The organism is Aromatoleum toluclasticum ATCC 700605 (assembly GCF_000378245.1).
Classification (GTDB): Bacteria; Pseudomonadota; Gammaproteobacteria; order Burkholderiales; family Rhodocyclaceae; genus Aromatoleum; species Aromatoleum toluclasticum.
On the sequence record NZ_KB899492.1, the window covers coordinates 60,102 to 86,402 of the forward strand.

Consider the following 26,301-nt stretch of genomic DNA (forward strand, 5'->3'; position numbering starts at 1 on the left):
GCGAAGCAGACCACTAGATCACGGTCCACGCGAGTACGATTGCGCTAGTCTAAGCAGTGCAACAATACTTTCGCGTGACGGGGACGGCCAGATGATCGTTGCAGCGACGCTCGACCGCAGCACGCCGGCACCGTCACGGACGGTCGTGCGCAGCGGCACGGTCGCCTGCACGCAAGCGTCCGACTCGCAACCGGCGCGAGACCGCTGATGGCACCCGCCGAGCCCTCATCGGCTTCCCCACCCGCCGCCCCCGGCCATGCGGTGCGGCGCTTCGCCCGCCTGGCGCTGCCCTACTGGAAGTCCGAGCGGCGCTGGCTCATCGCCGGGGCGACGCTGGCCTTCCTGCTGCTGACGATAGGGCAGGTCGCGCTCGTGATGTGGACCTCCTACTGGAACCGCGCCTTCTTCGATGCGCTGGAGGCCCGCTCGCTCGACGCGCTGCTGCATCAGATCCTCGTCTTTGCGCTGATCCTCGCACTGACGATGGCCGTCACCGCGGTTCACATGCACGTGAAGCGCTGGCTGCAGCTCGATTGGCGGCGCTGGCTCACCGCCAACCTGGTCGGACAGTGGATGACGCACTCGCGCCATTACCGCCTGCAGTTCATCAAGGGCGAGCACGACAACCCCGACCAGCGCATCGCCGAGGACATCCGCATCGCCACCGAAGCGGCGATCAGCCTCGCGCATTCGCTGACCTATTCGCTGCTGGTGGGCTGGGGCTTCATCGCGATCCTCGCGGAAGTTTCGGGCAGCGCACCGATCCCCGGCAGCGAATTCCAGGTACCCGGCTACATGGTGCTGCTGGCCTTCATCTATGCGGGCGGGGGCGCGACGATCGGTTACCTGCTCGGCCGGCCGCTCGTGCGCGCGACGAACCGCCTGCAAAGTGTGGAGGCGAACCTGCGCTTCAGTCTGGCGCGGGCGCGCGAGAACGCTGAGGCGATCGCGATCGCCCACGGCGAGGGCATGGAAAGGCGCAGCGCCGTGCAACTCTTCGGCGACGTCGCGCGCGTCTGGGACCGCCAGACACTGGCCTACCTCGGCATCGTCTCGTTCTCGACCGCCTACGGCAACCTGATGCCGATCTTCCCGATCCTCATCGCGGCGCCGCAGTTCATCGTCGGCGCGCTGACGCTGGGCGGCCTGATGCAGTCCGCCCAGGCTTTCGAGCGCCTGGCTTCGGCCTTGTCGTGGCCGATCGACAAGCTGGGCGAGATCGCGATGTGGCGCACGTCCGCGGGGCGTGTCGTGAATCTGCATCACGACATGGTGAAGCTCGATCTCATCGACAGCCGGGGCGAAACGTCGCGCATCAGGCTCGGGCATTCGCCCCGGCCCGAACTCCAGTTGCGCGGCCTGTCGCTGGACACGCCCGCCGGCGAGCCGCTGCTCCGCGACCTGGACCTGTCCGTGCGGCGCGGCGAACGCATCCTGATCGTCGGCGACGCGCACGTGACGCTCGCGCTCTTCAAGGCGGTGGCCGGGCTGTGGCCGTGGGGCCGCGGCGAGATCCTGCTGCCCGACGGCCAGGAGATGGCCTTCCTGCCGCAACGCCCCTTCCTGCCGACCGATACGCTGCGCGCGGTGCTGTGCTACCCGCAGCCACCCGAGCACTACACGACGAGCGAACTGCAGCGCGCACTCGAATGCGCGGGCATCGGCTGGCTCGCACCGCGGCTAGACGAGACGGACGACTGGAACCACGTGCTGCCGCTGCGCGCGCAGCAGCGCCTGAGCACCTCGCGGCTGTTCCTGCAGCGGCCCGCCTGGGTGTTCCTCGAAGACACTACCGACGCCTTCGACTCCACGGGCGAAGCCCACATCATGGAAATGCTGCACCACGAGATGCCGGACATGAGCCTGCTGTCGGTGATGCGCCACGGCGGCCTGGAAGGCTTCTTCCACCGACGTATCGAGCTCCATCGTGGCAGCGCGGCCGTCGCGATGGAGGGTACGGAGAAGGTCTCGTCGATTGCCGCGCCAGTGGCCTCTTCAGCCGAGATCGGACGCTAGCCAGCCGTAGCTCGACGGCAGCCAACCACGTTCGACGCAGTCGCGGAAGGACCACGCCGGCGTGGTTTCCGTCTTGTAGCTCCAGAAGAACCAGCCGAGGTATTTTTCGAAGGCGAGGAGCTGTGCCGCCGCGTAGCCGCGATTCGCGACGTCCTGCTCGAAGGCGTCCATGTGCTCCAGGGCGTGATTGAACGGCCCCTCGGCCCACAGCGACACGACGCGCAGGTCCAGCCCCAGGCTCCACTCGCCGCATATCGCCGGCAGGCCCAGCCCGGTGATGATCGCGTCGGCCTCGTCGCGCCACTCGCCGCCGGCCTTCGCCATGTGGGCGAAGATGTCGGAGTCGATATCCCTGCGGTCGAAGCACTGGTAGCGGTGCAGGTCGAACATCACGTTACGGTACGCCGGCGCCTGCATGAAGCCGACGTATTCGCGAAAGGAGCGGAAACCGTCGTGGAACACCACGGCGACGCGCTCGTCCGGGCAGTGCCGGCGGATGCGCTCGTAGGCCTCCGTGTAGAAGTCCTTCAGGTAATCGGTCGGCACGTCCCAGCGCGGCTCATTGAGGCATTCGATCGCGTACAGCGCGGGATGGCCGCGGTAGCGCCGCGCCATGCGTTCGAGCACCGACAGTGCGTGCTCGCGATACTCAGCCTTCGTGTGCCACTCGCACACATTGAGGATGCCGCCGTTGTCGAAGCCGTTCTGGCAGCCCGGCGCGGCGTGCAGGTCCAGCATCACGCGCAGGCCGAACTCGGCCGCCCAGTCCATCGCCCGGTCGAGCACCTCGATGCCGCCTTCGACGAAGGGATGCGGGTTCGCCCCGTAAGCGCGGTGGTACGGATAGTCCGGACCGAAGATCCAGTGTCCGAACGGAACGCGCACCGCGTTGAGGCCGCGCTCGGCGATCCACGCGAAGTCCTCGCGCGTGATCCAGCGGTTCCAGTGTCCGCGCAGGCGTTCTGCGGCGGCCGGCCCCAGCTCTGCGCAGAAGCTCGTCTCGTCGGTCGCGGCAAGCCCCTCGAACAGGCTGGGCACCATCCAGCGCTCCAGCAGCAGCCAGCTGCCGAGATTGACGCCACGCAACTCGGGGCTGATCCAGTCCATGTCCTCGCCCTCCTCCGTTTTGCCCTGCCGGCAACCATCCGGGCAGAGGGGGATGCTCCCCTTTCGAATAATGTAGTGCGCGCCCGACGCCCGGTCCCTGCAGTTTTGCACAGAAACAAGCGCCCGCCTGCGGCAGACTGGCGACATGCGATGCACACGGAGCGTGCACGATGGACGACAGATGGTGGCAACGGGCAGTCGTCTACCAGATCTATCCGCGCAGCTTCATGGATACCGACGGCGACGGCATCGGCGACCTGCCGGGCATCCTCGCGCGACTCGACTACCTCGAGTGGCTGGGCGTCGACACGCTGTGGCTGTGTCCGATCTACCGCTCGCCCAACGACGACAACGGTTACGACATCTCGGACTACTGCGCGATCATGGCGGAGTTCGGCACCATGGCCGACTTCGACCGCCTGCTCGCCGAAGCGCACCGCCGCGGCATGCGCGTGATCCTCGACCTCGTCATCAACCACACCAGCGACGAGCACCCGTGGTTCCGCGAATCGCGCAGCTCGCGCGACAACCCGAAGCGCGACTGGTACATCTGGCGCGACGGTCGTGACGGCAATCCGCCGAACAACTGGGAGAGCATCTTCCGCGGCCCCGCCTGGGAACACGACGCCGCGACGGAGCAGTGGTACCTGCATCTCTTCACGCGCCGCCAGCCCGACCTCGACTGGGAGAACCCGGCGGTGCGCGCGGCGATCCACGCGGTGATGCGCTGGTGGCTGGACAAGGGCGTGGACGGCTTCCGCATCGACGCGATCACCCACATCCGCAAGGCGCCGGGGCTACCCGACATGCCCAACCCGCAGGGACTTCCACAGGTCGCCGCCTACCCCTGCCACATGAACGTCGCCGGCATCCTCGACTACATCGACGAACTGTGCCGCGAAACGCTCGCCGGGCGCGACGCGATGACGGTCGGCGAAGCCAACGGCATCGGCCCCGTCGAGGCCGAGGAGTGGACCGGAACCGACCGCCGGCGCCTGTCGATGATCCTGCAGTTCGAGGACTGGCACCTGTGGTCCGACCACCCGCAGGCGGCGCTCGACGTGCTCGCGTTGAAACGCATCCTCGGCCGCTGGCAGCGTGCACTGCACGGGCGCGGCTGGAACGCGCTGTACCTCGAAAACCACGACCTGCCGCGCGTCGTCTCGCGCTGGGGCGACCCGCAGCGCCACCCGCGCGCAAGCGCCACCGCGCTGGCGACGATGTACTTCCTGATGGAAGGCACGCCCTTCATCTACCAGGGGCAGGAGTTGGGCCTAGCGAACGCGGAATTCGCGAACCTGGACGAATTCCGCGACCGCTTCGCGCACAACCGCATTGCCGAGATGCGCGCTGCTGGAATGCACGAGGACGCGATCCTCGACGAGATGCGCCGCACCGGCCGCGACACCTCGCGCACCCCGATGCCCTGGGACGACGGCCCGCAGGGCGGTTTCACGACCGGCACGCCGTGGCTCGCGGCGCACCAGGACTACCGCGGCGCCAACGTCGCCCGCCAGCAGGCCGACCCCGACTCGGTGCTCCAGCACTACCGCGCGCTGATCGCGCTGCGCCGGCGCGAACCGGTGCTGATCCACGGCCGCTACACCGCGCTCGCGCCACGTAGCACGCGCATCTACGCCTACACCCGCGGCGAAGGCGACGAACGCATCGCCGTGATCTGCAACCTCAGCAGCCGCCCCGCGACCTTCCGCCACGCAGGCTTCGCGCTCGCCGCGGAGGGCCTGCTGCTCGCGAACCGTCCCGTGGCACCGCACGGCCCGCGTCACGCGCTGCGCCTCGCGCCGTGGGAGGCGCGCGTCTACCGCGTCGCGGCCGAGTAGGGCGGAAAAGCGCTGCGCCTTCCGCCGGATGGCGGCGGCCGGAACTGCACATTCGGCGGATAACGCCTTCGGCTCATCCGCCCTACGATTCTGAGCCTGTCGAAGCCCTGCCGAGATCCCGCCCTTCAACGCGCCCGGGGCAAACGGGGTATTTGATGGGGGTCAGGAGTCGTCCCCGCCCTCCTCCGCCGCCTCGACCAGCGCTTCCGGCAGCACCTTCGCCGGCTTCACCCCCAACTGCTTCAGCATCTCCGCCTGCCGGATCACGTTGCCGCGCCCGCTCGCGAGCTTGTTGTGCGCGGCGTGGTAGGCCTTCTGCGCCTGCTCGAGGCGGTTGCCGACCGAATCCAGATCCTCGACGAAGCCGACGAGCTTGTCGTAGAGCTCCGCGCCGCGCTTCGCGATGTCCTGCGCGTTGCGGTTCTGCGCCTCCTGGCGCCACAGGTGGGCGACGGTGCGCACGACGAAGAGCAGCGTAGACGGGCTCACGAGCAGCACGTTCTTCTGCCACGCGTCCATGAAGAGCTCGCGGTCGTGCGTCACCGCGAGCATGAAGGCCGGTTCGACCGGCACGAACATCAGCACGAAGTCGAGCGACTTCAGGCCGTACAGGTCCTGGTAGTTGCGCTCCGACAGGCCCTTGATGTGGCCGCGCACGGAGTCGAGATGGCGTTTCACCGCGGCGTTGCGCTCGCCCTCGTCCTCGGCGCTCGCGTAGTCCTCGTAGGCGGTCAACGACACCTTCGCGTCGACGACCAGATGGCGGTCCTCCGGCAGATGGATCACCACGTCGGGCTGCCCGCGCGAACCGTCGTCGCGCGTGTGGCTTTCCTGCACGTCGTATTCTTCGCCCTTCCTCAGGCCGGAAGCCTCCAGCACGCGCTCGAGGATCAGCTCGCCCCAATTGCCCTGTGTCTTGCTCGATCCCTTGAGCGCGCGCGTCAGGTTCTTCGCGTCCTGGCTCAGCGCCTGATTGAGTTCCATCAGCTGGCGCACCTGCTCCGCCACCGCGCTGCGGTCCTTGCCCTCCTGCACATAGACTTGCTCGACCTTGCCCTGGAATTCGTGCAGCTTCACGCGCAGCGGATCCAGCAGCTGGCCGAGGTTGGTCTGGTTCTGCTCGGTGAAGCGCTTCGCCTTCTCCTCGAGGATGTCGTTGGCGAGGCTCTTGAACTGGTCGGTGAGGCTCTCGCGCGCCGCAATCAGCATCGCGAGCTTGTCGTCGGCGGCGCGACGCTCGGCGTCGAAGCGGGTGTCGAGTTCGGCAAGCCGGTTGCGCGCCTCCGCGAGCTGTGCCCCGGTCGCCGCAAGCTGCTGCTCCAGACCTGCGACGCGGGAGGCGCGCTCCGCCAGCTGCGCCCGCTCGTCACGCACCGCGTCGAGCGCGTCGCGCCATTCGCCCGCCTGCCGACGCAGCGCGTCGAACTGGCTGATCGCCTGCGCGCGCCCCTGCTCCAGCGCCCGCACCCGTTCCGTCGCCGCCGCGAGCTCGATGCGCACCTCCGCGCGCCCCTGCTCGACTGCCGCCGCGGCCGCCTCGGCCGCCCGCCCGCGCAGCAGCAGCCACACCAGCACGGCCCCGGCAAGCACACCGCCCAGCACCGCGACCAACGCCGTCACCGCCCCCACCGAACCACTTTCCATCGTCCCGCCATCCCGTTTCGTGCGCCATGCCCCGGGCGGGGCGGGCGAAAGGCGAAATGGTAGCGCCCGCACGTTAGAATTGCCTGATGAGACGCGGACCTTCCACTGCACTGCCCGGCCCCGAGCCGACCGAACGCCACGACTGGCAGACGATCAAGAGCCTGTTCCCCTACATCTGGGCCTACAAGATCCGGGTGCTGTTCGCGCTGTCCTGCCTCATCGCCGCCAAGGGCGCGAACGTCACGGTGCCGCTGATCTTCAAGCGGCTCATCGACGGGCTCGCGCTCACCACCGACCAGGCCTTCATCGTCGTCCCGGCAGCGCTGCTGCTCGCCTACGGCGTGCTGCGCTTCTCGACCTCGCTATTCACCGAGCTGCGCGAGATCGTGTTCGCGCGCGTGACGCAGAACGCCGTGCGCGAGATCGCGCTGCGCGTATTCCGCCACTTGCACGCGCTGTCGCTGCGCTTCCACCTCGAACGCCAGACCGGCGGCCTCACGCGCGACATCGAGCGCGGCACGCGCTCCATCGGCTCGCTGATCAGCTACACGCTGTACTCCATCCTGCCGACCCTGATCGAGATCGGGCTGGTCGTCGGCATCCTGCTCATTAAGTACGACGCGGTGTTCGCACTGATCACGCTCGGCACACTCGTCCTCTACATCTTCTTCACGGTGCGCATCACCAACTGGCGCACCGTGCTGCGCCGCCACGCGAACGAACTCGACTCCGCCGCGAACGCGCGCGCGATCGACAGCCTGATCAACTTCGAGACGGTGAAGTACTTCAACAACGAGGACTTCGAGGCGCGCCGCTACGACGAACAGATGCGCAAATGGACGAACGCGCAGGTCACCAACCAGAAGTCGCTGTCGGCGCTCAACATCGGCCAGGCGGCGATCATCGCGGTCGGCGTCACGGCGATGATGTGGCAGGCCGCGAGCCGCGTCGCCGCGGGCAGCATGACGATCGGCGACATCGTGCTAGTGAATGCCTTCCTCATCCAGCTCTACATCCCGCTCAACTTCCTCGGCGTGCTGTACCGCGAGCTGCGCCAGTCGCTCACCGACATCGAGCGCATGTTCGGCTTGATGCACCAGCACCGCGAGGTCGCCGACGCGCCCGACGCGGTCGCGCTCCCCGCCGGCCCGGCGAGCGTGCATTTCGAGCATGTCGGCTTCGCCTACGACCCCAAACGCACCATCCTGCACGACGTCGATTTCGCGATTCCCGCCGGGCGTACCGTCGCCGTCGTCGGCCACTCAGGCTCGGGCAAATCGACGCTCGCGCGCCTGCTGTACCGTTTCTACGACGTCCAGCACGGCGCGATCCGCGTGAACGGCCACGACCTGCGCGCGCTCACGCAGGCGAGCCTGCGCCAGGCGATCGGCATCGTGCCGCAGGACACGGTGCTGTTCAACGACACGCTGTACTACAACATCCAGTACGGACGCCCCGACGCGAGCCGCGCCGAGGTGGAGGCCGCCGCGCGTGCCGCCCAGCTCACCGACTTCATCGCACGCCTGCCCGACGGCTGGGAGACGCGCGTCGGCGAGCGCGGCCTGAAGCTCTCCGGCGGCGAGAAGCAGCGCGTCGCGATCGCACGGGCGCTGCTGAAGAACCCGGCGATCCTGATCTTCGACGAGGCCACCTCCGCACTCGACTCCAAGACCGAGAAAGCGATCCAGGCCCAGCTCGACCTCGCCGCCGAAGGCCGCACCGCGCTCGTGATCGCGCACCGGCTGTCGACCATCATGAACGCCGACGAGATCATCGTGCTCGACCAGGGCCATATCGTCGAACGCGGCACCCATGCCGAACTGCTCGCACGCGGCAGCGACTACGCCCGCATGTGGGCGCTGCAGCAGCAGGAACGCGAGGAGGCCCTGCTGGCGGGATCCAATCCGTGACACCCGCGCTGCGCGGGCGGCGCGATCGCCCCGTCGGCAGCGTGATCCGCGCGTTCTGAGGACGCACCGATCCGCTAAACTATGAGGCTGGCAATTAAATGCCGTTCGGGCTCAGGGCGAACGGTGGCATTTGATTGCCGCCTTGATAACGGCACATACAAATACAAAGTCCCCCGATGGACGCGCACGACGCACCCGCCTTTCTTCACGAAGTCATCCTCTTCCTCGCGCTCGCCGGCGTGCTGATCCCGCTGCTGCAGCGGCGCAGCATCAATCCGGTGCTCGGTTTCCTCGCGGTCGGTATGATCGTCGGGCCCTTCGGCCTCGGCCAGCACACCGACAACTCGCCGTGGCTGCGCTACCTGACCTTCTCGCGCCAGGAAGACGTCGCCGTCTTCGCCGAGTTCGGCGTGATCTTCCTGATGTTCATGATCGGGCTGGAGATGTCCGTAGACCGCCTGTGGGCGATGCGCCGCCTCGTGTTCGGGCTGGGACACCTGCAGGTGGGCCTGTCGGCACTCACAATCGGCGGCATCGCCTACGCGTTCGGCAACACCATCGAATCGTCCGTCGTGCTCGGCCTCGTCCTGAGCTTTTCCTCGACCGCCGTCGTGATGCAGCTGCTCACGCAACGGCGCGAGCTCGGCACCCCGCTCGGCCAGGCGACCTTCTCCGTGCTGCTGTTCCAGGATCTCGCCGTCGTGCCGCTGCTCGTCCTGGTCGCGGTGCTGGGCCAGAAGTCGGGCGAAAGCGTCGCCGCGCTGATGGCCATCGCCGCGCTCAAGGGCGTCATCACCGTCGGCCTGATCTACTTCATCGGCAGCCGCGTCGTGCGCCCGCTCTTCCACCAGATCGCGGCGAGCCGCCAGTCCGAGTCCTTCATGGCCGTGACGCTGCTGACGACCCTGGGCGTCGCCGTGCTCACGCAAGCCGCCGGCCTGTCGATGGAGATGGGGGCGCTCCTCGCGGGCCTGCTGATCGCCGAGACCGAGTTCCGTCATGAGGTCGAGGTCACGATCGAGCCCTTCAAGGGCCTGCTGATGGGCGTGTTCTTCATGTCCGTCGGCATGGGCATCGACATCAGCGCGATCCTCGCCAAGCCGCTGCTGCTGCCGCTGTCGGTAATCGGCGTGCTCGCGATCAAGGCGCTGATCCTGATCGTGCTGTTCCGCCTCTTCGGCCTGTCCTGGGGGCGCGCGACCGAAGGCGGCATCATGCTCGGCCAGGGCGGCGAGTTCGCCTTCATCGTCATCGGCATGGCGCTCGGCCTCGACCTGATCGATCCGCGGGTCGGTCACTTCATGCTGCTGGTCGTCGGCCTGTCGATGCTCATCACCCCGCCGCTCACCCTGCTCGGACGCAAACTCGGCAACAGCATCGATACACGCGTCGGCAAACCCGTCTTCGAGGAAGACCGGCAACTCGAACAGCTCAGCGGCCACGTCATCGTCGCCGGCTACGGCCGCGTCGGCCGGCTGATCGGGGAGCTGCTGTCCGAACAGGGCATCCCCTACCTCGCGCTCGAATCCGACGCGAAGCTCGTCAAGCAGATGCGCGCGGAGGACGCGCCGATCTACTTCGGCGACGCCAGCCGGCCCGAACTGCTGCGCCGCCTGCACCTCGAGCGCGCCGTCGCAGTGGTGCTGACGATGGACCGCACCGCCGCCGCGCTGCACGCCGTCAAGGGCATCCGTGCGACCTCGCCCAACATCCGCATCGCCGCCCGCGCACGCGATGAAGCGCATGCGCAGGCGCTGCGCGAAGCCGGCGCCACGGTGGTGATCCCCGAGACGCTGGAATCGGGGCTGCAGCTCGCCGGCTCCGTGTTCGAAACCCTGGGCGTCCCGGGCGACGTCGCGACCCGCCTGCTCGAACAGGAACGCGCGCGCCGCATCGCGGTCTTCCGTCCAGGCTGAAACCAAGGGGAACGCGATGCCCACGCTCGCACTGATCGCCACCGGCGGCACGATCGCCGGCGTCGCCGCATCCGCCACCGACACCACCGGCTATACCGCCGGCGCGCTCGGCGCCGACGCGCTGCTCGCCGCCGTGCCGCAGCTCGCAGAGGTCGCACAGATCCGCGCCGAACAGCTGTTCAAGCTCGACAGCAAGGACATGGAGCCGGGCCACTGGCTCGCGCTCGGCAGGCGCGTGCAGGCCCTGCTAGACGACGACGCCATCGACGGCATCGTCATCACGCACGGCACCGACACGCTGGAGGAGACGGCCGCCTTCCTGCAGCTCACGCTCGCCGGCACCAAGCCCGTCGTCCTCACCGCCGCGATGCGGCCCGCGACGGCGCTGTCGGCCGACGGTCCGATGAACCTCTACAACGCCGCCTGCGTCGCCGCCCACCCCGACAGCGCAGGCCGTGGCACGCTCGTGAGCTTCGGCGAAGCGATCTTCCCGGCGCTCGGCCTCAGAAAGTGCCAGACGCACCGCCTCGACGCCTTCGCCGGCACCAGCGCCGGCGCGATCGGCCGCCATGATCCGGTGCGCTACTTCGCTCCCGCTGCCGACGCGCCGGCCCGGACCTTCGCCGCTCCCGCGGACGCAGCCGCGCTGCCGCGCGTCGATGTGCTCTACGTCGGCGCCGGCACGCCGCCCGACCTCGTCGACCTCGTCGTCGCGAACGGCGCGCGCGGCATCGTCCTCGCGCTGCCCGGCAACGGCAGCCTGCCGGCCGGATGGGAAACGCCCATCGCGCGAACCGTCGCCGCCGGCATCCCCGTCGTCTGCGCGAGCCGCGCCGTGCTCGGCGCCGTGAACCGCAAGACGCTCGACGACCGGCCAGGCACCGTCGCCGCCGGCGAGCTGCCCGCCTCCCAGGCGCGCGTTGCGCTGATGCTGGCGCTCGCCGGCGGCGACGCAACCGCGCTGGACCGCCTGCTGGCGGACGGCTACATCCCGTAGTCCTCGCCACCGCCCGCCAGCGCGACATCCACCATGCGCCGCGTCAGGTGCGGCGCGAAGAGCTCGATGAAGGCATACACGTAGCCGCGCAGGTAGGCGTTGCGCCGCAGGCCCACGCGCGTCGTGCTCGACTCGAAGAGGTGCGACGCATCGACCATGCCCAGCGCCTTGTCGGTCGCGGCATCGTAGGCCATGCGCGCAACGATGCCGATGCCGAGGTCCATCGCGACATAGGTCTTGATCACGTCAGAGTCGAGCGCCGTCAGCACCACGTTCGGCCGCAGGCCGCGCCCGAGGAAGGCCTTGTTGATCAGGCTGCGGCCGGTGAAGGCGTCGTCGTAGGTGATCAGCGGATAGCGCGCGATCGCCTCCAGCGTCAGCGGATGTTCCTTCAGGATCGGATGGCGCGGCGCCGCGACGATGCAGCGGTTCCACTGGTAGCACGGCAGCATCACCAGCTCGTCGTACTCGGCGATCGCCTCGGTCGCGATCGCGATGTCCGCCTCGCCCGACATCACCATGTCGCACACCTGACGCGGACTGCCCTGATGCAGCGACAGCTTCACCTGCGGGAAGCGCTGCATGAAGTCGCGGATCACGCGCGGCAGCACGTAGCGCGCCTGCGTGTGGGTCGTCGCGATCGACAGCCCGCCCGCGATCTCGTTGGTGAACTCGTCGCCGACCTGCCGCAGATTGTCGGCATCGCGCAGCATGCGCTCGGCGATCGCCAGCACCTGCCGCCCCGGCGCCGTCACGTCCACGAGGCGCTTGCCGTGGCGCACGAAGATATCGACCCCCAACTCGGCCTCGAACTGCCGGATCTGCTTCGACACCCCCGGCTGGGAGGTGAACAACGCCTCCGCCGCCTCGGACACATTCAGCCCGCGCCGCGCGACTTCATGGATGTAACGCAGTTGCTGGAGGTTCATGACCACCTCTTTATAACCAAAACTTCTTAAAGTTTAACGCAAACCATCTTTCTGATCCCGTTCGTCGCACATACGATGCACTGCAGCATACAAAGGGGAAACTTTCATGGATTTTGCCTACACAGTTGCCGGGTTCGCGGTCGGCGCCATCGTCGGATTGACCGGCGTAGGCGGCGGATCGCTGATGACGCCGCTGCTCGTGCTGCTGTTCGGCATCCACCCCTCGGTCGCGGTCGGCACCGACCTGCTCTACGCCGCCATCACCAAGACCGGCGGAACCCTGGCTCACGGCCTGAAAGGTACGGTCGACTGGACGGTGACAAGACGCCTCGCCACCGGTAGCATTCCGGCCTCCATCGCCACCCTGCTGCTGGTCGGCAAGTTCGCGCCCGGCGGCATCGACGGCGCGGCCGGACTCATCAAGGTGGCGCTGGGCTTCGCTCTGCTATTGACGGCAGTGGCGCTGATCTTCCGCAAGCAGATCCAGGCTTACGCCGTGCGACGCTTCGGCGGCCAGCCCAATCCCGCGCGCACCGCCCGGCTCACGGTCCTGACGGGTGCGGTGCTCGGCGTCCTGGTGACGATCTCCTCGGTCGGCGCGGGCGCACTGGGCGTGACCGCACTGTTTTTCCTGTATCCCCGGATGCCTGCGCTGCGCATTGTCGGCTCCGACATCGCCCACGCGGTGCCGCTGACGCTGGTCGCGGGCGCCGGCCACTGGATGCTCGGCAGCGTCGACTGGTTCCTGCTCGGCAGCCTGATCGTCGGCTCGCTCCCCGGCATCTGGATCGGCAGCCACATTTCGACCAAGGTGCCGGACCGCGTGCTACGCCCGATCCTGGCAACGATGCTGGCGCTGGTGGGCGCCAAACTGGTGAGCCAGTGAGCCGCGACAGAATTTTAGGTATTCAACGAGAGAGACGCGATGTACCGATACGACGCCTATGATCAGAAACTCGTGGATGAGCGCGTCGCGCAGTTCCGCGACCAGATGCGCCGCCACCTCGCGGGCGAGCTCAGCGACGACGAGTTCCGTCCCGTACGCCTGCAGAACGGCCTGTACATCCAGCGCCACGCACCGATGTACCGGATCTCGATCCCCTACGGCCACCTCGCCAGCCGCCAGCTGCGCAAGCTCGCGTACCTCGCACGCACCTACGACAAGGGCTACGTGCATTTCACGACGCGCCAGAACGTCCAGTTCAACTGGTCGCCGCTGGAGGTGATCCCCGAGATGTGCGCCGAGCTCGCCAAGGTCGAGATGCACTCGATCCAGACTTCGGGCAACTGCATCCGCAACTTCACCTCCGACCCCTTCGCCGGCGTCGCGGGCGACGAACACATCGACCCCCGTCCGTGGGCCGAGATCCTGCGTCAGTGGGCCACTTTCCACCCCGAATTCGCCTACCTGCCGCGCAAGTTCAAGATCGCCGTTAACGGCGCGACCGAAGACCGCGCCGTGATCCAGGTGCACGACATCGGCCTCGACCTGAAGAAGAACGAGGCGGGCGAGATCGGCTTCCGCATCCTCGTCGGCGGCGGCCTCGGTCGCACCCCCATCATCGGCCGCGAGATCGAATCCTTCATCCCGTGGCAGCACATCATCACGTACTGCGAAGCCATCCTGCGCGTGTATAACCGCTATGGCCGCCGCGACAACAGCTTCAAGGCGCGCATCAAGATCCTCGTCAGCGCGCTCGGCATCGACGAATTCCGCTGGCAGGTCCGCGAGGAATGGGCGCACATCAAGGACGGCCCGAACACGCTGACCGTAGAGGAAGTGCACCGCGTCGCCGACTTCTTCGAGGATCCTTCCTACGAGAACCTGCTGGCCGACGACGCCGGCTACCACCACCACATCGCCGAGGACCTCGCGTTCGCGTCATGGGTGAAGCGCAACGTGCGCGCGCACAAGAAGCCCGGCTACGCATCGGCCGTGCTGTCGCTGAAGAAACCTGGCGTCGCCCCCGGCGACATCACCTCCGACCAGCTCGACCTCGTCGCCGACTGGGCCGACCGCTTCAGCTTCGGCGAAGCGCGCGTCACGCACGAACAGAACCTCGTGCTCGCCGACGTGAAGCAATCGGAGCTGTTCACGCTCTGGCAGCTCGCGCGCAAGGCCGGTCTCGCGACCCCCAACATCGGGCTGCTCACCGACATCATCTGCTGCCCGGGCGGCGACTTCTGCTCGCTCGCAAACGCCAAGTCGATCCCGATCGCCGCGGCGATCCAGGAACGCTTCGACGACCTCGACTACCTGCACGACATCGGTGACATCGAGATCAACATCTCCGGCTGCATGAACGCCTGCGGCCACCACCACGTCGGCCACATTGGCATCCTCGGCGTCGACAAGAACGGCGAGGAGTGGTACCAGGTCACGATCGGCGGCAGCCAGGGCAACAGCGCGGCGATCGGCAAGGTCATCGGACCGTCCTTCGCGCGCGCCGAGATGGCCGATGTGATTTCCGAGATCATCGAAACCTACATCGAAGAACGCCACGAAGACGAACTCTTCATCGACACCGTGCGCCGCATCGGCCTCGAGCCGTTCAAGGCCCGCGTCTATGCCGAACGTCAGCCCCACAAGAAGGTTGCCAATGTCTAAAGTCATCCAGAACGGCCGCATCGTCTCCAGCGACTGGCAGATCGTCACCGTTGCCGAAGGCGAAGAGGCCGCGGCTGTCGCCATCCCCGCCGGCCGCGTGATCGTGCCGCTGGCCGCGTGGCTCGCGCGCCGCGACGAACTCGCCGCACGCGGCGACGTCGGCGTGTGGTTCGCCAGCAACGAGGGCCCCGAGGCGCTCGCGGCCGACATCGCCCGCATGCCTGTGATCGCGGTGAACTTCCCGAAGTTCGTCGATGGCCGCGGCTACTCGACCGCCGTGCTGCTACGCACGCGCTACGGCTACACGGGCCAGCTCATCGCCTTCGGCGATGTCCTGCGCCAACAGTTCAACTACCTGTCGCGCTGCGGCTTCGACACGCTGCAGCCACGCGAAGGCCGCTACTCCGACGCCGAGCTCGACGCTGCCGTTGCGAACCTGAACGACTACACCGAACCCTACCAGGCCTCGGTGCTCCACCCGCAGCCGATGTTCCGCCGCATCGCGCGCGCCGGAGCGAAGGCATGAACGGCGCGGTCTCGATGCTGCGGCCGCCCGCGACCAACCCCGCGACGCGCCCGGAACTCACCGACGCGCTGCGCGCGAGCGTCGCCGCGAAGTCGGCTGCGGCGGTCGAACTGCTGCGCGCGGCGGTCACCGAGTTCGGCTCGAACGGAGAAGTGACCTTCGCGAACAGCTTCGGCGCCGAGGACATGGTCCTCACCGACCTGATCCTGGGCGAAAAGCTGCCGATCGAGATCTTCTCGCTCGACACCGGCCGCCTCCCCGCCGAGACCTACACGCTGATGGGCGAAGTCGAGCAGCGCTACGGCACCCGCCTGAAAGTCTTCTTCCCGAAGTCCGACGCGGTCGAGACCTACGTGCGCACGCACGGCATCAACGCCTTCTACGAGTCCGTCGACATGCGCAAGGCCTGCTGCCACATGCGCAAGGTCGAGCCGCTGCAACGCGCGCTCTCCGGCAAGAAGGCGTGGGTCACCGGCCTGCGCGCCGCCCAGTCGACGACCCGCACCGGCCTGCCGACACGCGAACTCGACGCGGGCAACGGCCTCGTGAAACTCAACCCGCTGTCGGACTGGTCCGAAGCCGAAGTGTGGGCCTACATCCGCATCCACGAAGTGCCCTACAACGCGCTGCACGAACAGTTCTACCCCAGCATCGGCTGTGCGCCCTGCACCCGCGCGATCGCGGTGGGCGAAGACGTACGCGCCGGACGCTGGTGGTGGGAAGATCCGGCCTCCAAGGAATGCGGGCTTCACGTCAAGAAGGACTGACACCATGAAACACCGACCGGAAACCGCGAACGCGGCGGCAGCCGCCCACCACCACTCGCCGGCGGCCCCTTATTCGCAGCCCGGCCTGCGCCGACGCCTGGCGGCGCTGCGTGCGGGAATGCAGGCAGCAATGCGCGCGCTGCGCGCCAAGAACACGAGTAACTGAGAACCAAGATGTCCACGCTGACCCGTCAAACCCTGTCCCACCTCGACTGGCTCGAAGCCGAGGCGATCCACATCATGCGCGAGGTCGCCGGCCAGTGCTCGAACCCCGTGCTGCTCTTCTCCGGCGGCAAGGACTCGATCTGCATGCTGCGCCTCGCCGAGAAAGCCTTCCGCCCGGGCAAGTTCCCCTTCCCGCTGATGCACATCGACACCGGCCACAACTACAAGGAGGTGGTCGAGTTCCGCGACAAGCGCGCGGCCGAGCTGGGCGAGCGGCTGATCGTCCGCTCGGTGGAAGACTCGATGAAGCGCGGCACCGTCGTCCTGAAGCACGAGAACGAGTCGCGCAACAAGCACCAGTCGGTGACCCTGCTCGAAGCGATCGAGGAATTCGGCTTCAACGCCTGCATCGGCGGCGCCCGCCGCGACGAGGAGAAGGCGCGCGCGAAGGAGCGGATCATGAGCTTCCGCGACGAGTTCGGCCAGTGGGACCCGAAGAACCAGCGCCCCGAGCTGTGGAACCTGTACAACGCGCGCAGCCACAAGGGCGAGAACATCCGCGCCTTCCCGATCAGCAACTGGACGGAAATGGACGTGTGGCAGTACATCGAGCGCGAGAAGCTCGAACTGCCGTCGATCTACTTCGCCCACCAGCGCCCGGTCGTCATCCGCCAGGGCGCGATCGTGCCGGTCAACGTGCCGCTGATGAGCGGCGAACTGACCAACCTGCCCAAGGCCGGGGAGGAAATCGTCGAACGGCAGGTGCGTTTCCGTACCGTCGGCGACATCTCCTGCACGGCGCCGGTGGAGTCGGACGCCGACACCGTGGAGAAGATCGTGATCGAAACCGCCACCACCACCATCACCGAACGCGGCGCCACCCGTCTGGACGACCAGACCTCGGAGGCGTCGATGGAGCAACGGAAGAAGGAAGGGTATTTCTAAGCAGGATACCGGTTGAGGCTTCGGCTGTTTGAAGTGCGGGGTGCTAAACGAGCGGAGCGGGGAATTTGCTCCGTCGGCTGCGGAACTCGCGCAGCGGCGCGCTTCCGCGCCTGCGCTCAAACAGTCCTCGCCGCTCCGCAAACACCCCGACCCGCTCTTGCTGCGTGGTGGCTGAACGGAAAGGCAAAAGCGTATTGAACCTAGCCCGTCGCCAACTCCGAACGTAGCCGGGGACGTGTGGGGTGTTCGCGGCGCGGCGAGGACTGCCTGAGCAGACAGCGCGGAAGCGCGCTGTACTGCGAGTTCCGCAGCCGCAGAGCGAATACCCCGCGCGGCGCCGGCGGCTCAGCAGCACCGACCTGACCAGAACGAACAGCAGCAAAGACAACAGAATTCTCGAAAGATCTGAAGGAAAGAAAACCATGTCCGCCCTCGAAAACCTGCCCGACACCGACCACGGCCTGCTGCGCTTCCTTACCTGCGGCAGCGTCGACGACGGCAAGAGCACGCTGATCGGCCGTCTGCTGTTCGACACCAAGACCATCCTCGCCGACACGCTCAACGCCATCGAGAAGACCTCCGCCAAGCGCGGCATGAGCGCCGTCGACCTGTCGCTACTCACCGACGGCCTGCAGGCCGAGCGCGAGCAAGGCATCACCATCGACGTCGCCTATCGCTACTTCTCCACCGGCACCCGCAAGTACATCATCGCCGACGCCCCGGGCCACGAGCAGTACACCCGCAACATGGTCACCGCCGCGTCGACCGCCAACCTCGCGATCATCCTCATCGATGCGCGCAAGGGCGTGCTCACGCAGACCCGCCGCCACTCCTACCTCGCCAGCCTCGTCGGCATCCCGCACCTGCTGGTCGCCGTGAACAAGATGGACCTCGTCGACTACGACCAAGCCACCTTCGAGCGCATCAAGGCCGACTACCTCGCCTTCGCCGCAAAACTGGGCATCAAGGACGTGCGCTTCATCCCGCTGTCCGCCCTCGCCGGCGACATGATCGTCGACCGCGGCGACCGCCTCGGCTGGTACGACGGCCCGACGCTGCTCGAAATCCTCGAAACCGTCCCCGCCGCACACACCGAACAGGCCGAAAACTTCCGCTTCCCGGTGCAATTCGTCTGCCGTCCGCAGGACTCCGCCAACCCCGAACTGCACGACTTCCGCGGCTTCATGGGCCGCGTCGAATCGGGCGCGATCACGGTCGGCGACGCCGTCACCGTGCTGCCCTCGGGCCGCAGCAGCACCGTCAAGGACATACTGATCGGTGGCACGAGCATCGAGCGCGCAATCCACGAACAGTCGGTCACCCTGCTGCTCGCCGACGAGATCGACATCTCCCGCGGCGACATGATCGTCAAGACGACGGAACAGCCCGAGCAATTGAAACAGATCGATGCAACCCTGTGCTGGCTGTCCGAGACGCCGATGTCGCCCGCACGCACCTACCTGCTGCGCCACACCACGCGCGAAGTGAAGGCCAAGATCGCGAAGATCGACTACCGGCTCGACGTGAACACGCTGGAACAGGAACCAGCGACGGCACTCGCGATGAACGATATCGCACGCCTGACGCTCAAACTTGCGCAACCGGTGTTCGCCGATGCGTACATCGACAACCGCGCCACGGGCGCCTTCATCGTCATCGACGAGAGCACGAACAACACCGTCGGCGCCGGCATGATCGGCTGAACGGCGCGCCCACGGCCCCGAAAACCCACACCCCGGCCGTCGCTGCGACGGCCGGGGTGCAAGCGCTTTTCCCTTTCCGGGCCCGGCTGTGGGAAAATCCCGCCTTGCCGATTTGTCTGCTGGCCGGCACAGCAACGCAATGTAGAAGACACATATGAAATGTCTCGATGATTTCCGCCTGCGGTTCGGGAGCAGGGAATACGTACCGATCATGATTGGCGGGATGGGCGTAGACATCTCCACGTCCGACCTGTCGCTCGAAGCCGCGCGCCTCGGCGGCATCGGGCACATCTCCGACGCGATGATCCCGACGGTGAGCGACCGCCGTTACGACACCAAGTACGTGCGCGACAAGCTCAAGCAGTACAAGTACAACGTCGCCAACACCAACAAGTCGGAAGTGCAGTTCGACCTCGGCCTGCTCGAGGAAGCCCAGAAGATGCACGTCGCGCGCACCATGGAGCGCAAGCGCGGCGACGGGCTGATCTTCATGAACTGCATGGAAAAGCTCACGATGAACGGCCCCAAGGAGACGCTGCGCGTGCGCCTGCGTGCCGCGATGGATGCCGGCATCGACGGCATCACGCTCGCGGCCGGCCTGCACCTGGGCTCCTTCGGCCTGATCGAGGACCACCCGCGCTTCCGCGACGTCAAGCTCGGCATCATCGTCTCCTCGCTGCGCGCACTCGTGCTCTTCCTGCGCAAGTCCGCGCGCACCAACCGCCTGCCCGACTACGTCGTCGTCGAAGGCCCGCTCGCCGGCGGCCACCTCGGCTTCGGCATGGACTGGGCGCAGTACGACCTGCACACCATCGTCGCCGAAATCCGCGAATACCTCGTCGCCGAAAAGCTCGACATCCCGCTCATTCCCGCCGGCGGCATCTTCACCGGCAGCGACGGCGTCTCCTTCCTCGAGGCGGGCTCCGCCGCGGTCCAGGTCGCCACCCGCTTCACCGTGTCGCACGAATGCGGACTGCCGCCCGACGTGCAGCAGCATTACTTCGGCGCAAACGAAGACGACATCGAGGTCAACAACACCTCGCCCACCGGCTACCCGATGCGCATGCTCAAGAGCAGCCCGTCGATCGGCTCCGGCATCCGCCCGAACTGCGAAGCCTACGGCTACCTGCTCGACGGCAACGGCAACTGCGCCTACATCACCGCCTACAACCGCGAACTCGCGCTGCACCCGGACGAGAAGCGGCTCAAGGTGATGGACAAGACCTGCCTGTGCACGCACATGCGCAACTTCGACTGCTGGACCTGCGGCCACTTCACCTACCGGCTCAAGGACACCACGCACCGGCGCGCCGACGGCAGCTACCAGATCCTCACCGCCGAGCACATCTTCCACGACTACCTGTACAGCAAGGACAACAAGATCGCGCTGCCTGCGGTCGAAGCCTGCGAACCGGCCAGGTCCGCCTGATTCCCGCCGGCTCCGGCCGGCTGCACGATCAAGCAGGGCGTGCCCGCCACATCGGCGGCCACGCCCTGCTTGCGTCCACCGTCCGTACACCTGCATTTCCGGCAGGGGAGGGGGAACGCTCGCGGCCGCGCCGCACTCATACGATCGGATGCTTCATGCATGCCGCACACCGGATGCGTTCCGGCGCCAGGAATGCGTATGCGCAGAACGATATGGGCGCTGCTCGCGCTCGCACTGCTGACCCTCGGCTTCCTGCTGCTCGACCGCCCCGCCGCCGCGCCGACGGGACGGGAGGTCGTCGTGCTGCGCATCGACGGCGTGATCGGCCCGGCGACTTCCGACTTCTTCGCGCGCGAACTCCGCCACGCGCACGAGCGGCAAGCCGCCCTCCTCGTGCTCGCGATGGACACGCCCGGCGGACTCGACACCTCGATGCGCGCGATCATCAAGGACATCCTCGCCGCACCGCTCCCCGTCGCCACATGGGTCGGCCCCGAAGGCGCACGCGCCGCGAGCGCCGGCACCTACATCCTGTATGCCAGCCACATCGCAGCCATGGCCCCCGCCACCAACCTCGGCGCGGCGACGCCGGTGGCGATCGGCATGCCCGCAGGCAAGCCCGAAGGCGGCACGCCACGCAAGGACAAGACGGACGGCAAGGCCACGGAAGGGGACGGCAAATCGGCCGGCGAAGCGGCCGGCATCGGCGACGCCATGATGGAGAAGGTCCGCAACGACGCCGCCGCCTACCTGCGCAGCCTCGCGCAACTGCGCGGCCGCAGCGGCGATTTCGCCGAACGGGCGGTGCGCGAGGCCGCCAGCCTGTCCTCCGAAGAAGCGCTCGCCGCGGGCGTCATCGACGTGATCGCCGCCGACCTGCCCGAACTGATGAAGAAGCTGGACGGGCGCGACGTCAAACTCGGCGACGGGCGCACGCTGCGCCTCGCCACCGCCACCGCCGCGCTCACCACGATCGCGCCCGACTGGCGCATGCGCGTACTCGCCCTGCTGTCCAATCCCCAGCTCGCGCTGGTGCTGATGATGATCGGCGTCTACGCACTGTTCTTCGAATTCACCAGCCCCGGCTTCGGCGTGCCGGGCGTAGCCGGCGCAATCTGCCTCGTCGTCGCCCTTTACGCGTTCCAGCTCATGCCCGTGAACTGGGCCGGCGTCGCGCTGCTCGCCCTCGGCGCGATCCTGATGCTTGCCGAGGCCTTTATCCCGAGCTTCGGTGCGCTCGGCGTGGGCGGCATCGTCGCCTTCGTCGTCGGCGGACTGTTCCTGATGGACACGGAAGCCCCCGGCTTCGGCATCCCGCTCGCCTTCCTGCTCGGTCTCGCGATCTCGAGCGCGCTAGCGATCGGAGCCATCGGCAGCTTCGCCGCCCGCACCCGGCGGCAGCCCGTCGTCAGCGGCCGCGAACAGCTGACGGGCGCCGTCGCCACGGTCAGCACCGTCACGCCCGCGGGTACCTGGGCGAACGTGCAGGGCGAATCCTGGCGCGTGCGCTGCGACTCGCCCCTCGTTCCCGGCGCACGTGTGCGCATCACCGGCCTCGACGGCCTCACCCTGCTCGTCGAACCGCTCGACACCGACCCGACCACCCACCGCGGAGGACACCCCTCATGATCTTCGATCTCAACCTGGGCCTCGGCACGATCCTGCTCGTGATCGTCGCACTCGTCGCGAGTTCGCTGCGCATCCTGCGCGAATACGAGCGCGGCGTCGTGTTCATGCTCGGCCGCTTCTGGAAGGTCAAGGGCCCCGGCCTCATCATCGTGATCCCGGGCATCCAGCAGATGGTCAAAGTCGACCTGCGCGTCGTCACACTCGACGTGCCAAGCCAGGACGTGATCTCGCGCGACAACGTCTCCGTGAAGGTCAATGCGATCATCTTCTTCCGCGTCATCGACCCGCAGAAGGCGATCATCCAGGTCGAGAACTACCTCGTCGCCACCAGCCAGCTCGCGCAGACGACGCTACGCGCGGTGCTCGGCAAGCACGAGCTCGACGAGATGCTGGCCGAACGCGAGCGCCTCAACCTCGACGTGCAGCAGATCCTGGACGCACAGACCGACGGCTGGGGCATCAAGGTCGCCAACGTCGAGATCAAGCACATCGACCTCAACGAAAGCATGATCCGCGCGATCGCCCGCCAGGCCGAAGCCGAGCGCGAGCGGCGCGCCAAGGTCATCCATGCGGAAGGCGAAAAGCAGGCGGCGGAGAGCCTCATGAACGCGGCCGAGATGCTCTCGCGCGAGCCCGCCGCGATGCAGCTGCGCTACCTGCAGACCCTCACCCAGATCGCCGGCGACAAGGCTTCGACGATCGTTTTCCCGATCCCGATCGACCTGTTGAAAGGACTCATCGCCGAGGCGGCAAAGAAAACGCCACCGGCTTGATCAGGGCAGCACCATCGCCAGCGCGATCGGCAGGAACGCGACCGCCGCGACGTTGCCGATCAGCACCATCGACGCGACCGCCTCCGGTTCCTGATCGTAGCGCTCGGCGAAAATGTAGTTCAGCACCGCCGGCGGCAGCGCGCCGAACACGATCACCAGCGCGCGCTCCTGCGCCGCCAGGTCGAAGAACTGCAGCACCGCGAGCGCCAGCAGCATGCCGACGACGGGCCGCGCGATGGCCGCATACAGGCCCAGGCCGAGCGAGGCGATGCGCGAATCGGTCAGCCGCACGCCCAGCGCGAACAGCATCAGCGGAATCGCGATATCACCCAGCATCTTGATCGCGAGCATCAGCGGCGGCCACACCTCGATGCCGGCGATCCCGACCGCGAGGCCCGCGAAGGTCGCCAGCACCGACGGCACCCGCCACACCGTCCACACCTTGATGCGGTGGTCGAGCAGCCACGCGCCGAAGGAAAAGTGCAACAGATTCGACACCATGAACATCACCACTGCCGGGGCCAGCGCCGCGTCGCCGAAGGCTAGCACCGCCAGCGGCAGACCCAGGTTGCCGCAGTTGTTGAACATCAAGGGCGGCACGAAGCTCTTCGGGGCGATGCCCGACAGGCGCGCGAGCATGTAGCCGACCGCACCCGAACCGATCACCATCAGCAAGGTCGCAAGCGTCAGCGAACCGAACTCGGCGATGTGGAACTCCTTGTTCGCCAGCGCCGCAAAGACAAGCGCCGGGATGAACACGTCCATGTTGAGCTTGTTCGCATGCGACAGATCGGGCCGCATGCGCCTGCCGACGAAATAGCCGAGGGCGGTCAGCGCGAACAGCGGAAAAAGGATGGCGACGATGCGAATCAGCATGGAAGACAGGCCGGCTCAAGGGATACGCTGCCGGATGGCAGAAACGAAAAGGGCCCGACCGGGCCCTCGCGACGACGAGCCGGGAGGCTCAGAAACTTGCGCCGATCACGAACTGGTGCAGGTCGATGCCGTCGTTGGGCATCTCGATATCGCCGTTCGAATAATGCGAAAAGCGCCAGCCCACCGAGAAGCGATCGCCCAACTCGAGGCCCAGCCCCACGTGCTCGGAAAACTGGAAATTGGTCGAAAACTCCTTCGACCCCAGATCGGTCCGGCTCAACAGTGCGCCACCGAGCCCCAGCTCGGCGTAGGGCCGCAAGCCGCTCTTGCCACGCACTAGGCGCAGCATGCCGATCGCACCCGCCTGGTTCATCGTGTCTGCCCCGCTGCTCGAACCGTCGTAGCGGAAGCGGCTCAACTCGAACTCCGGATGCAGGCCGACGTGCCACGCACCCCAATCGGTCGCCCACATCGGCGCCAGCCGCAGCGACAGGCCCGTCCGATCGTAATTTTCGTACTCGCTGTGAAATACGCTGATTGCCGGCTCCGCCGCCGAAACCGAACCGGCCGCCAGCAGCGGCAACGCCAGGCACATCAGGAACTTCATTCGGCACCTCACAGGACATAGCGCGCGAGATCCTCGCGCTGGGCCAGCACATCGAGCCGGGCATCGACATAGACGGCGTCGATCAGCACCTTGTCGAGGCCGCTCTTGCCGGCATCGAAGGACACTTCCTCGAGCAGCCTCTCCATAACCGTGTACAAGCGGCGCGCACCGATGTTCTCGGTCTTCTCGTTCACCTGGAAGGCGATCTCGGCGAGGCGCCGGATCCCGGCGTCGACGAATTCCAGCATCACCCCGTCGGTCGCGAGCAGCGCCTGATACTGTCGCACGAGGCAGGCGTCCGTCTGCGTCAGGATGCGTTCGAAATCCTCCACCGACAGGCTCTCCAGCTCGACCCGAATCGGGAAGCGGCCTTGCAGTTCCGGGATCAGGTCGCTCGGCTTCGACAGGTGGAAGGCGCCGCTGGCGATGAACAGGATGTGATCCGTCTTGATCATGCCGTACTTGGTCGACACGGTCGTGCCTTCGACCAGCGGCAGGAGGTCGCGCTGCACGCCCTGGCGCGACACGTCCGCGCCGTGCACATCCGAACGCGCGGCGATCTTGTCGATCTCATCGAGGAACACGATGCCGTTCTGCTCCACCGCGCGGATCGCCTCCGCCTTGATCTCCTCGTCGTTGATCAGGCGTGCGGCCTCCTCGTCGGCCAGGGCCTTGAGCGCCTCGCCGATCTTCATCTTGCGCAGCTTCTTCTTGCCGCCGCCGAGGTTCTGGAACATGCCCTGGATCTGCTGCGTCAGCTCCTCCATTCCGGGGGGCGCGAAGATCTCGGCCGTCATCGCGTGCGCGGCGACTTCGATCTCGATCTCCTTGTCGTCGAGCTCGCCCTCGCGCAGCTTCTTGCGGAATTTCTGCCGCGTCGCCGTGTCCTGCACCTCCGGTTCCGCGGCGAAGCCGACCGGCCGCGCCGACGGCAGCAGCGCGTCGAGCACCCGATCCTCGGCCCCATCCATCGCCCGGTCACGCACGGCCTTCATCGCCCGTTCGCGCCCGTCCTTGATCGCGATCTCCGCCAGATCGCGGATGATCGTCTCCACATCGCGACCGACATAGCCCACTTCGGTGAACTTCGTCGCCTCGATCTTGATGAAGGGCGCGTTCGCCAAGCGCGCGAGCCGGCGCGCGATCTCGGTCTTGCCGACGCCGGTCGGCCCGATCATGAGGATGTTCTTGGGCGTGATCTCGCTGCGCAGCGGCTCCTCGACCTGCGCACGCCGCCAGCGGTTGCGCAGCGCAATCGCAACGGCCTTCTTCGCCTTGCCCTGTCCGACGATATGCTTGTCGAGTTCGGAGACGATCTCCGGCGGGGTCATCTGCGTCATCCCTCGATCACCTCGATCACATGGCTCTGGTTGGTATAAATACACAGATCGCCGGCGATCTGCAGTGACTTCTTCACGATGTCCTCGGGCGACAGGTCGGTGTTCTCGAGCAGCGCGCGCGCCGCCGACTGCGCATACGCGCCGCCGCTGCCGATCGCGACGATGCCCAGCTCCGGCTCCAGCACGTCGCCGTTGCCGGTGATCACCAGCGAATTGTCGCGATCCGCGACCGCCAGCATCGCCTCCAGGCGACGCAGGATGCGGTCGGTACGCCAGTCCTTGGCGAGCTCCACCGCACTGCGCAGCAGGTTGCCTTGATGCTTCTCCAGCTTCGCCTCGAAGCGCTCGATCAGCGTGAAGGCATCGGCCGTGCCGCCCGCGAAACCCGCAAGGATCTTGCCCTGGTAGATCGGCCGCACCTTGCGCGCCGTCGCCTTGATCACGATGTTCCCAAGCGTGACCTGGCCATCGCCGCCCAGTGCGACGCGATTGCCTCGGCGCACCGAGAGGATCGTGGTGCCGTGATACTGTTCCATTCGATATTCCTTGAGTCCGAGAGGACGGCAAACCCGG

At 67.1% G+C, this 26,301-nt stretch carries 22 protein-coding genes; 15 read left to right on the top strand and 7 right to left on the bottom strand.

Annotated features, from left to right (window positions below; translation table 11 throughout):
- The first annotated feature begins 207 nt into the window (after positions 1–207).
- A complete protein-coding gene (locus F464_RS0103320) occupies positions 208–2,016 on the top strand; it encodes an ABC transporter ATP-binding protein/permease (protein ID WP_018988356.1) in 1,809 nt (602 codons plus the stop codon).
- On the opposite strand, the gene F464_RS0103325 is transcribed toward F464_RS0103320, so the two are convergent.
- A complete protein-coding gene (locus F464_RS0103325; protein ID WP_018988357.1) occupies positions 1,996–3,123 on the bottom strand; it encodes a glycoside hydrolase family 5 protein in 1,128 nt (375 codons plus the stop codon). The genes F464_RS0103320 and F464_RS0103325 overlap by 21 nt on opposite strands.
- A 170-nt stretch (positions 3,124–3,293) precedes the next feature.
- Between F464_RS0103325 and F464_RS0103330 the strand changes: the two genes are divergently transcribed.
- Positions 3,294–4,964, top strand: coding sequence for a glycoside hydrolase family 13 protein (locus F464_RS0103330; RefSeq protein WP_018988358.1), 1,671 nt, complete (start codon positions 3,294–3,296; stop codon positions 4,962–4,964).
- A gap of 162 nt (positions 4,965–5,126) precedes the next feature.
- Here the strand turns inward: F464_RS0103330 and rmuC are convergent, their stop codons facing one another.
- On the bottom strand, positions 5,127–6,608 hold the full coding sequence (gene rmuC / locus F464_RS0103335; protein ID WP_018988359.1) for a DNA recombination protein RmuC: 1,482 nt from the start codon (positions 6,606–6,608) through the stop codon (positions 5,127–5,129).
- Positions 6,609–6,694: 86 nt separating this feature from the next.
- Here rmuC and F464_RS27790 point away from each other — a divergent pair, with 86 nt between their 5' ends.
- The 3 genes from F464_RS27790 (at position 6,695) to F464_RS0103350 (ending at position 11,431) form a co-directional block, all read left to right on the top strand.
- Entirely contained in the window at positions 6,695–8,518 is a 1,824-nt protein-coding gene (locus tag F464_RS27790) for an ABCB family ABC transporter ATP-binding protein/permease (protein WP_018988360.1), read from the top strand.
- A gap of 176 nt (positions 8,519–8,694) precedes the next feature.
- The gene (locus tag F464_RS0103345; RefSeq protein ID WP_018988361.1) at positions 8,695–10,434 is read left to right on the top strand and encodes a cation:proton antiporter domain-containing protein; all 1,740 of its coding nucleotides are present in this window, start codon (positions 8,695–8,697) and stop codon (positions 10,432–10,434) included.
- 16 nt (positions 10,435–10,450) lie between these two features.
- On the top strand, positions 10,451–11,431 hold the full coding sequence (locus tag F464_RS0103350; protein WP_018988362.1) for an asparaginase: 981 nt from the start codon (positions 10,451–10,453) through the stop codon (positions 11,429–11,431).
- Here F464_RS0103350 and cysB read toward each other — a convergent pair.
- Positions 11,419–12,360: an HTH-type transcriptional regulator CysB gene (gene cysB / locus F464_RS0103355; protein WP_018988363.1), complete on the bottom strand. Its 942-nt coding sequence runs from the start codon at positions 12,358–12,360 to the stop codon at positions 11,419–11,421. The two genes, F464_RS0103350 and cysB, sit on opposite strands and share 13 nt — an antisense overlap.
- A gap of 106 nt (positions 12,361–12,466) precedes the next feature.
- Here cysB and F464_RS0103360 point away from each other — a divergent pair, with 106 nt between their 5' ends.
- The 10 genes from F464_RS0103360 (at position 12,467) to F464_RS0103405 (ending at position 22,905) form a co-directional block, all read left to right on the top strand.
- Positions 12,467–13,246, top strand: a complete 780-nt coding sequence (locus tag F464_RS0103360; protein ID WP_018988364.1) for a sulfite exporter TauE/SafE family protein — start codon at positions 12,467–12,469, stop codon at positions 13,244–13,246.
- Between the two features lie 39 nt (positions 13,247–13,285).
- Complete coding sequence (locus F464_RS0103365; protein ID WP_018988365.1) at positions 13,286–14,968, top strand: nitrite/sulfite reductase; 1,683 nt, start codon at positions 13,286–13,288, stop codon at positions 14,966–14,968.
- A complete protein-coding gene (locus tag F464_RS0103370) occupies positions 14,961–15,494 on the top strand; it encodes a DUF934 domain-containing protein (RefSeq protein ID WP_018988366.1) in 534 nt (177 codons plus the stop codon). Before F464_RS0103365 ends, F464_RS0103370 begins: the two co-directional genes overlap by 8 nt.
- Entirely contained in the window at positions 15,491–16,261 is a 771-nt protein-coding gene (locus F464_RS0103375) for a phosphoadenylyl-sulfate reductase (RefSeq protein WP_018988367.1), read from the top strand. Before F464_RS0103370 ends, F464_RS0103375 begins: the two co-directional genes overlap by 4 nt.
- Before the next feature lie 4 nt (positions 16,262–16,265).
- On the top strand, positions 16,266–16,427 hold the full coding sequence (locus F464_RS30805; RefSeq protein ID WP_018988368.1) for a hypothetical protein: 162 nt from the start codon (positions 16,266–16,268) through the stop codon (positions 16,425–16,427).
- Positions 16,428–16,435: 8 nt separating this feature from the next.
- Positions 16,436–17,371: a sulfate adenylyltransferase subunit CysD gene (gene cysD, locus F464_RS0103385; protein ID WP_018988369.1), complete on the top strand. Its 936-nt coding sequence runs from the start codon at positions 16,436–16,438 to the stop codon at positions 17,369–17,371.
- A 422-nt stretch (positions 17,372–17,793) separates the two neighbouring features.
- Positions 17,794–19,074, top strand: a complete 1,281-nt coding sequence (gene cysN, locus F464_RS0103390; RefSeq protein WP_018988370.1) for a sulfate adenylyltransferase subunit CysN — start codon at positions 17,794–17,796, stop codon at positions 19,072–19,074.
- Between the two features lie 154 nt (positions 19,075–19,228).
- Entirely contained in the window at positions 19,229–20,503 is a 1,275-nt protein-coding gene (locus F464_RS0103395; RefSeq protein ID WP_026295707.1) for a nitronate monooxygenase, read from the top strand.
- Between the two features lie 198 nt (positions 20,504–20,701).
- Positions 20,702–22,132, top strand: coding sequence for an NfeD family protein (locus tag F464_RS0103400; protein ID WP_018988372.1), 1,431 nt, complete (start codon positions 20,702–20,704; stop codon positions 22,130–22,132).
- Positions 22,129–22,905: a slipin family protein gene (locus tag F464_RS0103405; RefSeq protein WP_018988373.1), complete on the top strand. Its 777-nt coding sequence runs from the start codon at positions 22,129–22,131 to the stop codon at positions 22,903–22,905. Before F464_RS0103400 ends, F464_RS0103405 begins: the two co-directional genes overlap by 4 nt.
- On the opposite strand, the gene F464_RS0103410 is transcribed toward F464_RS0103405, so the two are convergent.
- From F464_RS0103410 to hslV, 4 genes are all read right to left on the bottom strand, one after another.
- Positions 22,906–23,781, bottom strand: coding sequence for an AEC family transporter (locus F464_RS0103410; protein WP_018988374.1), 876 nt, complete (start codon positions 23,779–23,781; stop codon positions 22,906–22,908).
- 88 nt (positions 23,782–23,869) lie between these two features.
- Entirely contained in the window at positions 23,870–24,388 is a 519-nt protein-coding gene (locus F464_RS0103415; protein WP_018988375.1) for an acyloxyacyl hydrolase, read from the bottom strand.
- Positions 24,389–24,396: 8 nt separating this feature from the next.
- A complete protein-coding gene (gene hslU, locus F464_RS0103420; RefSeq protein ID WP_018988376.1) occupies positions 24,397–25,728 on the bottom strand; it encodes an ATP-dependent protease ATPase subunit HslU in 1,332 nt (443 codons plus the stop codon).
- On the bottom strand, positions 25,725–26,264 hold the full coding sequence (hslV, locus tag F464_RS0103425; RefSeq protein WP_018988377.1) for an ATP-dependent protease subunit HslV: 540 nt from the start codon (positions 26,262–26,264) through the stop codon (positions 25,725–25,727). Before hslV ends, hslU begins: the two co-directional genes overlap by 4 nt.
- Positions 26,265–26,301 lie beyond the last annotated feature (37 nt).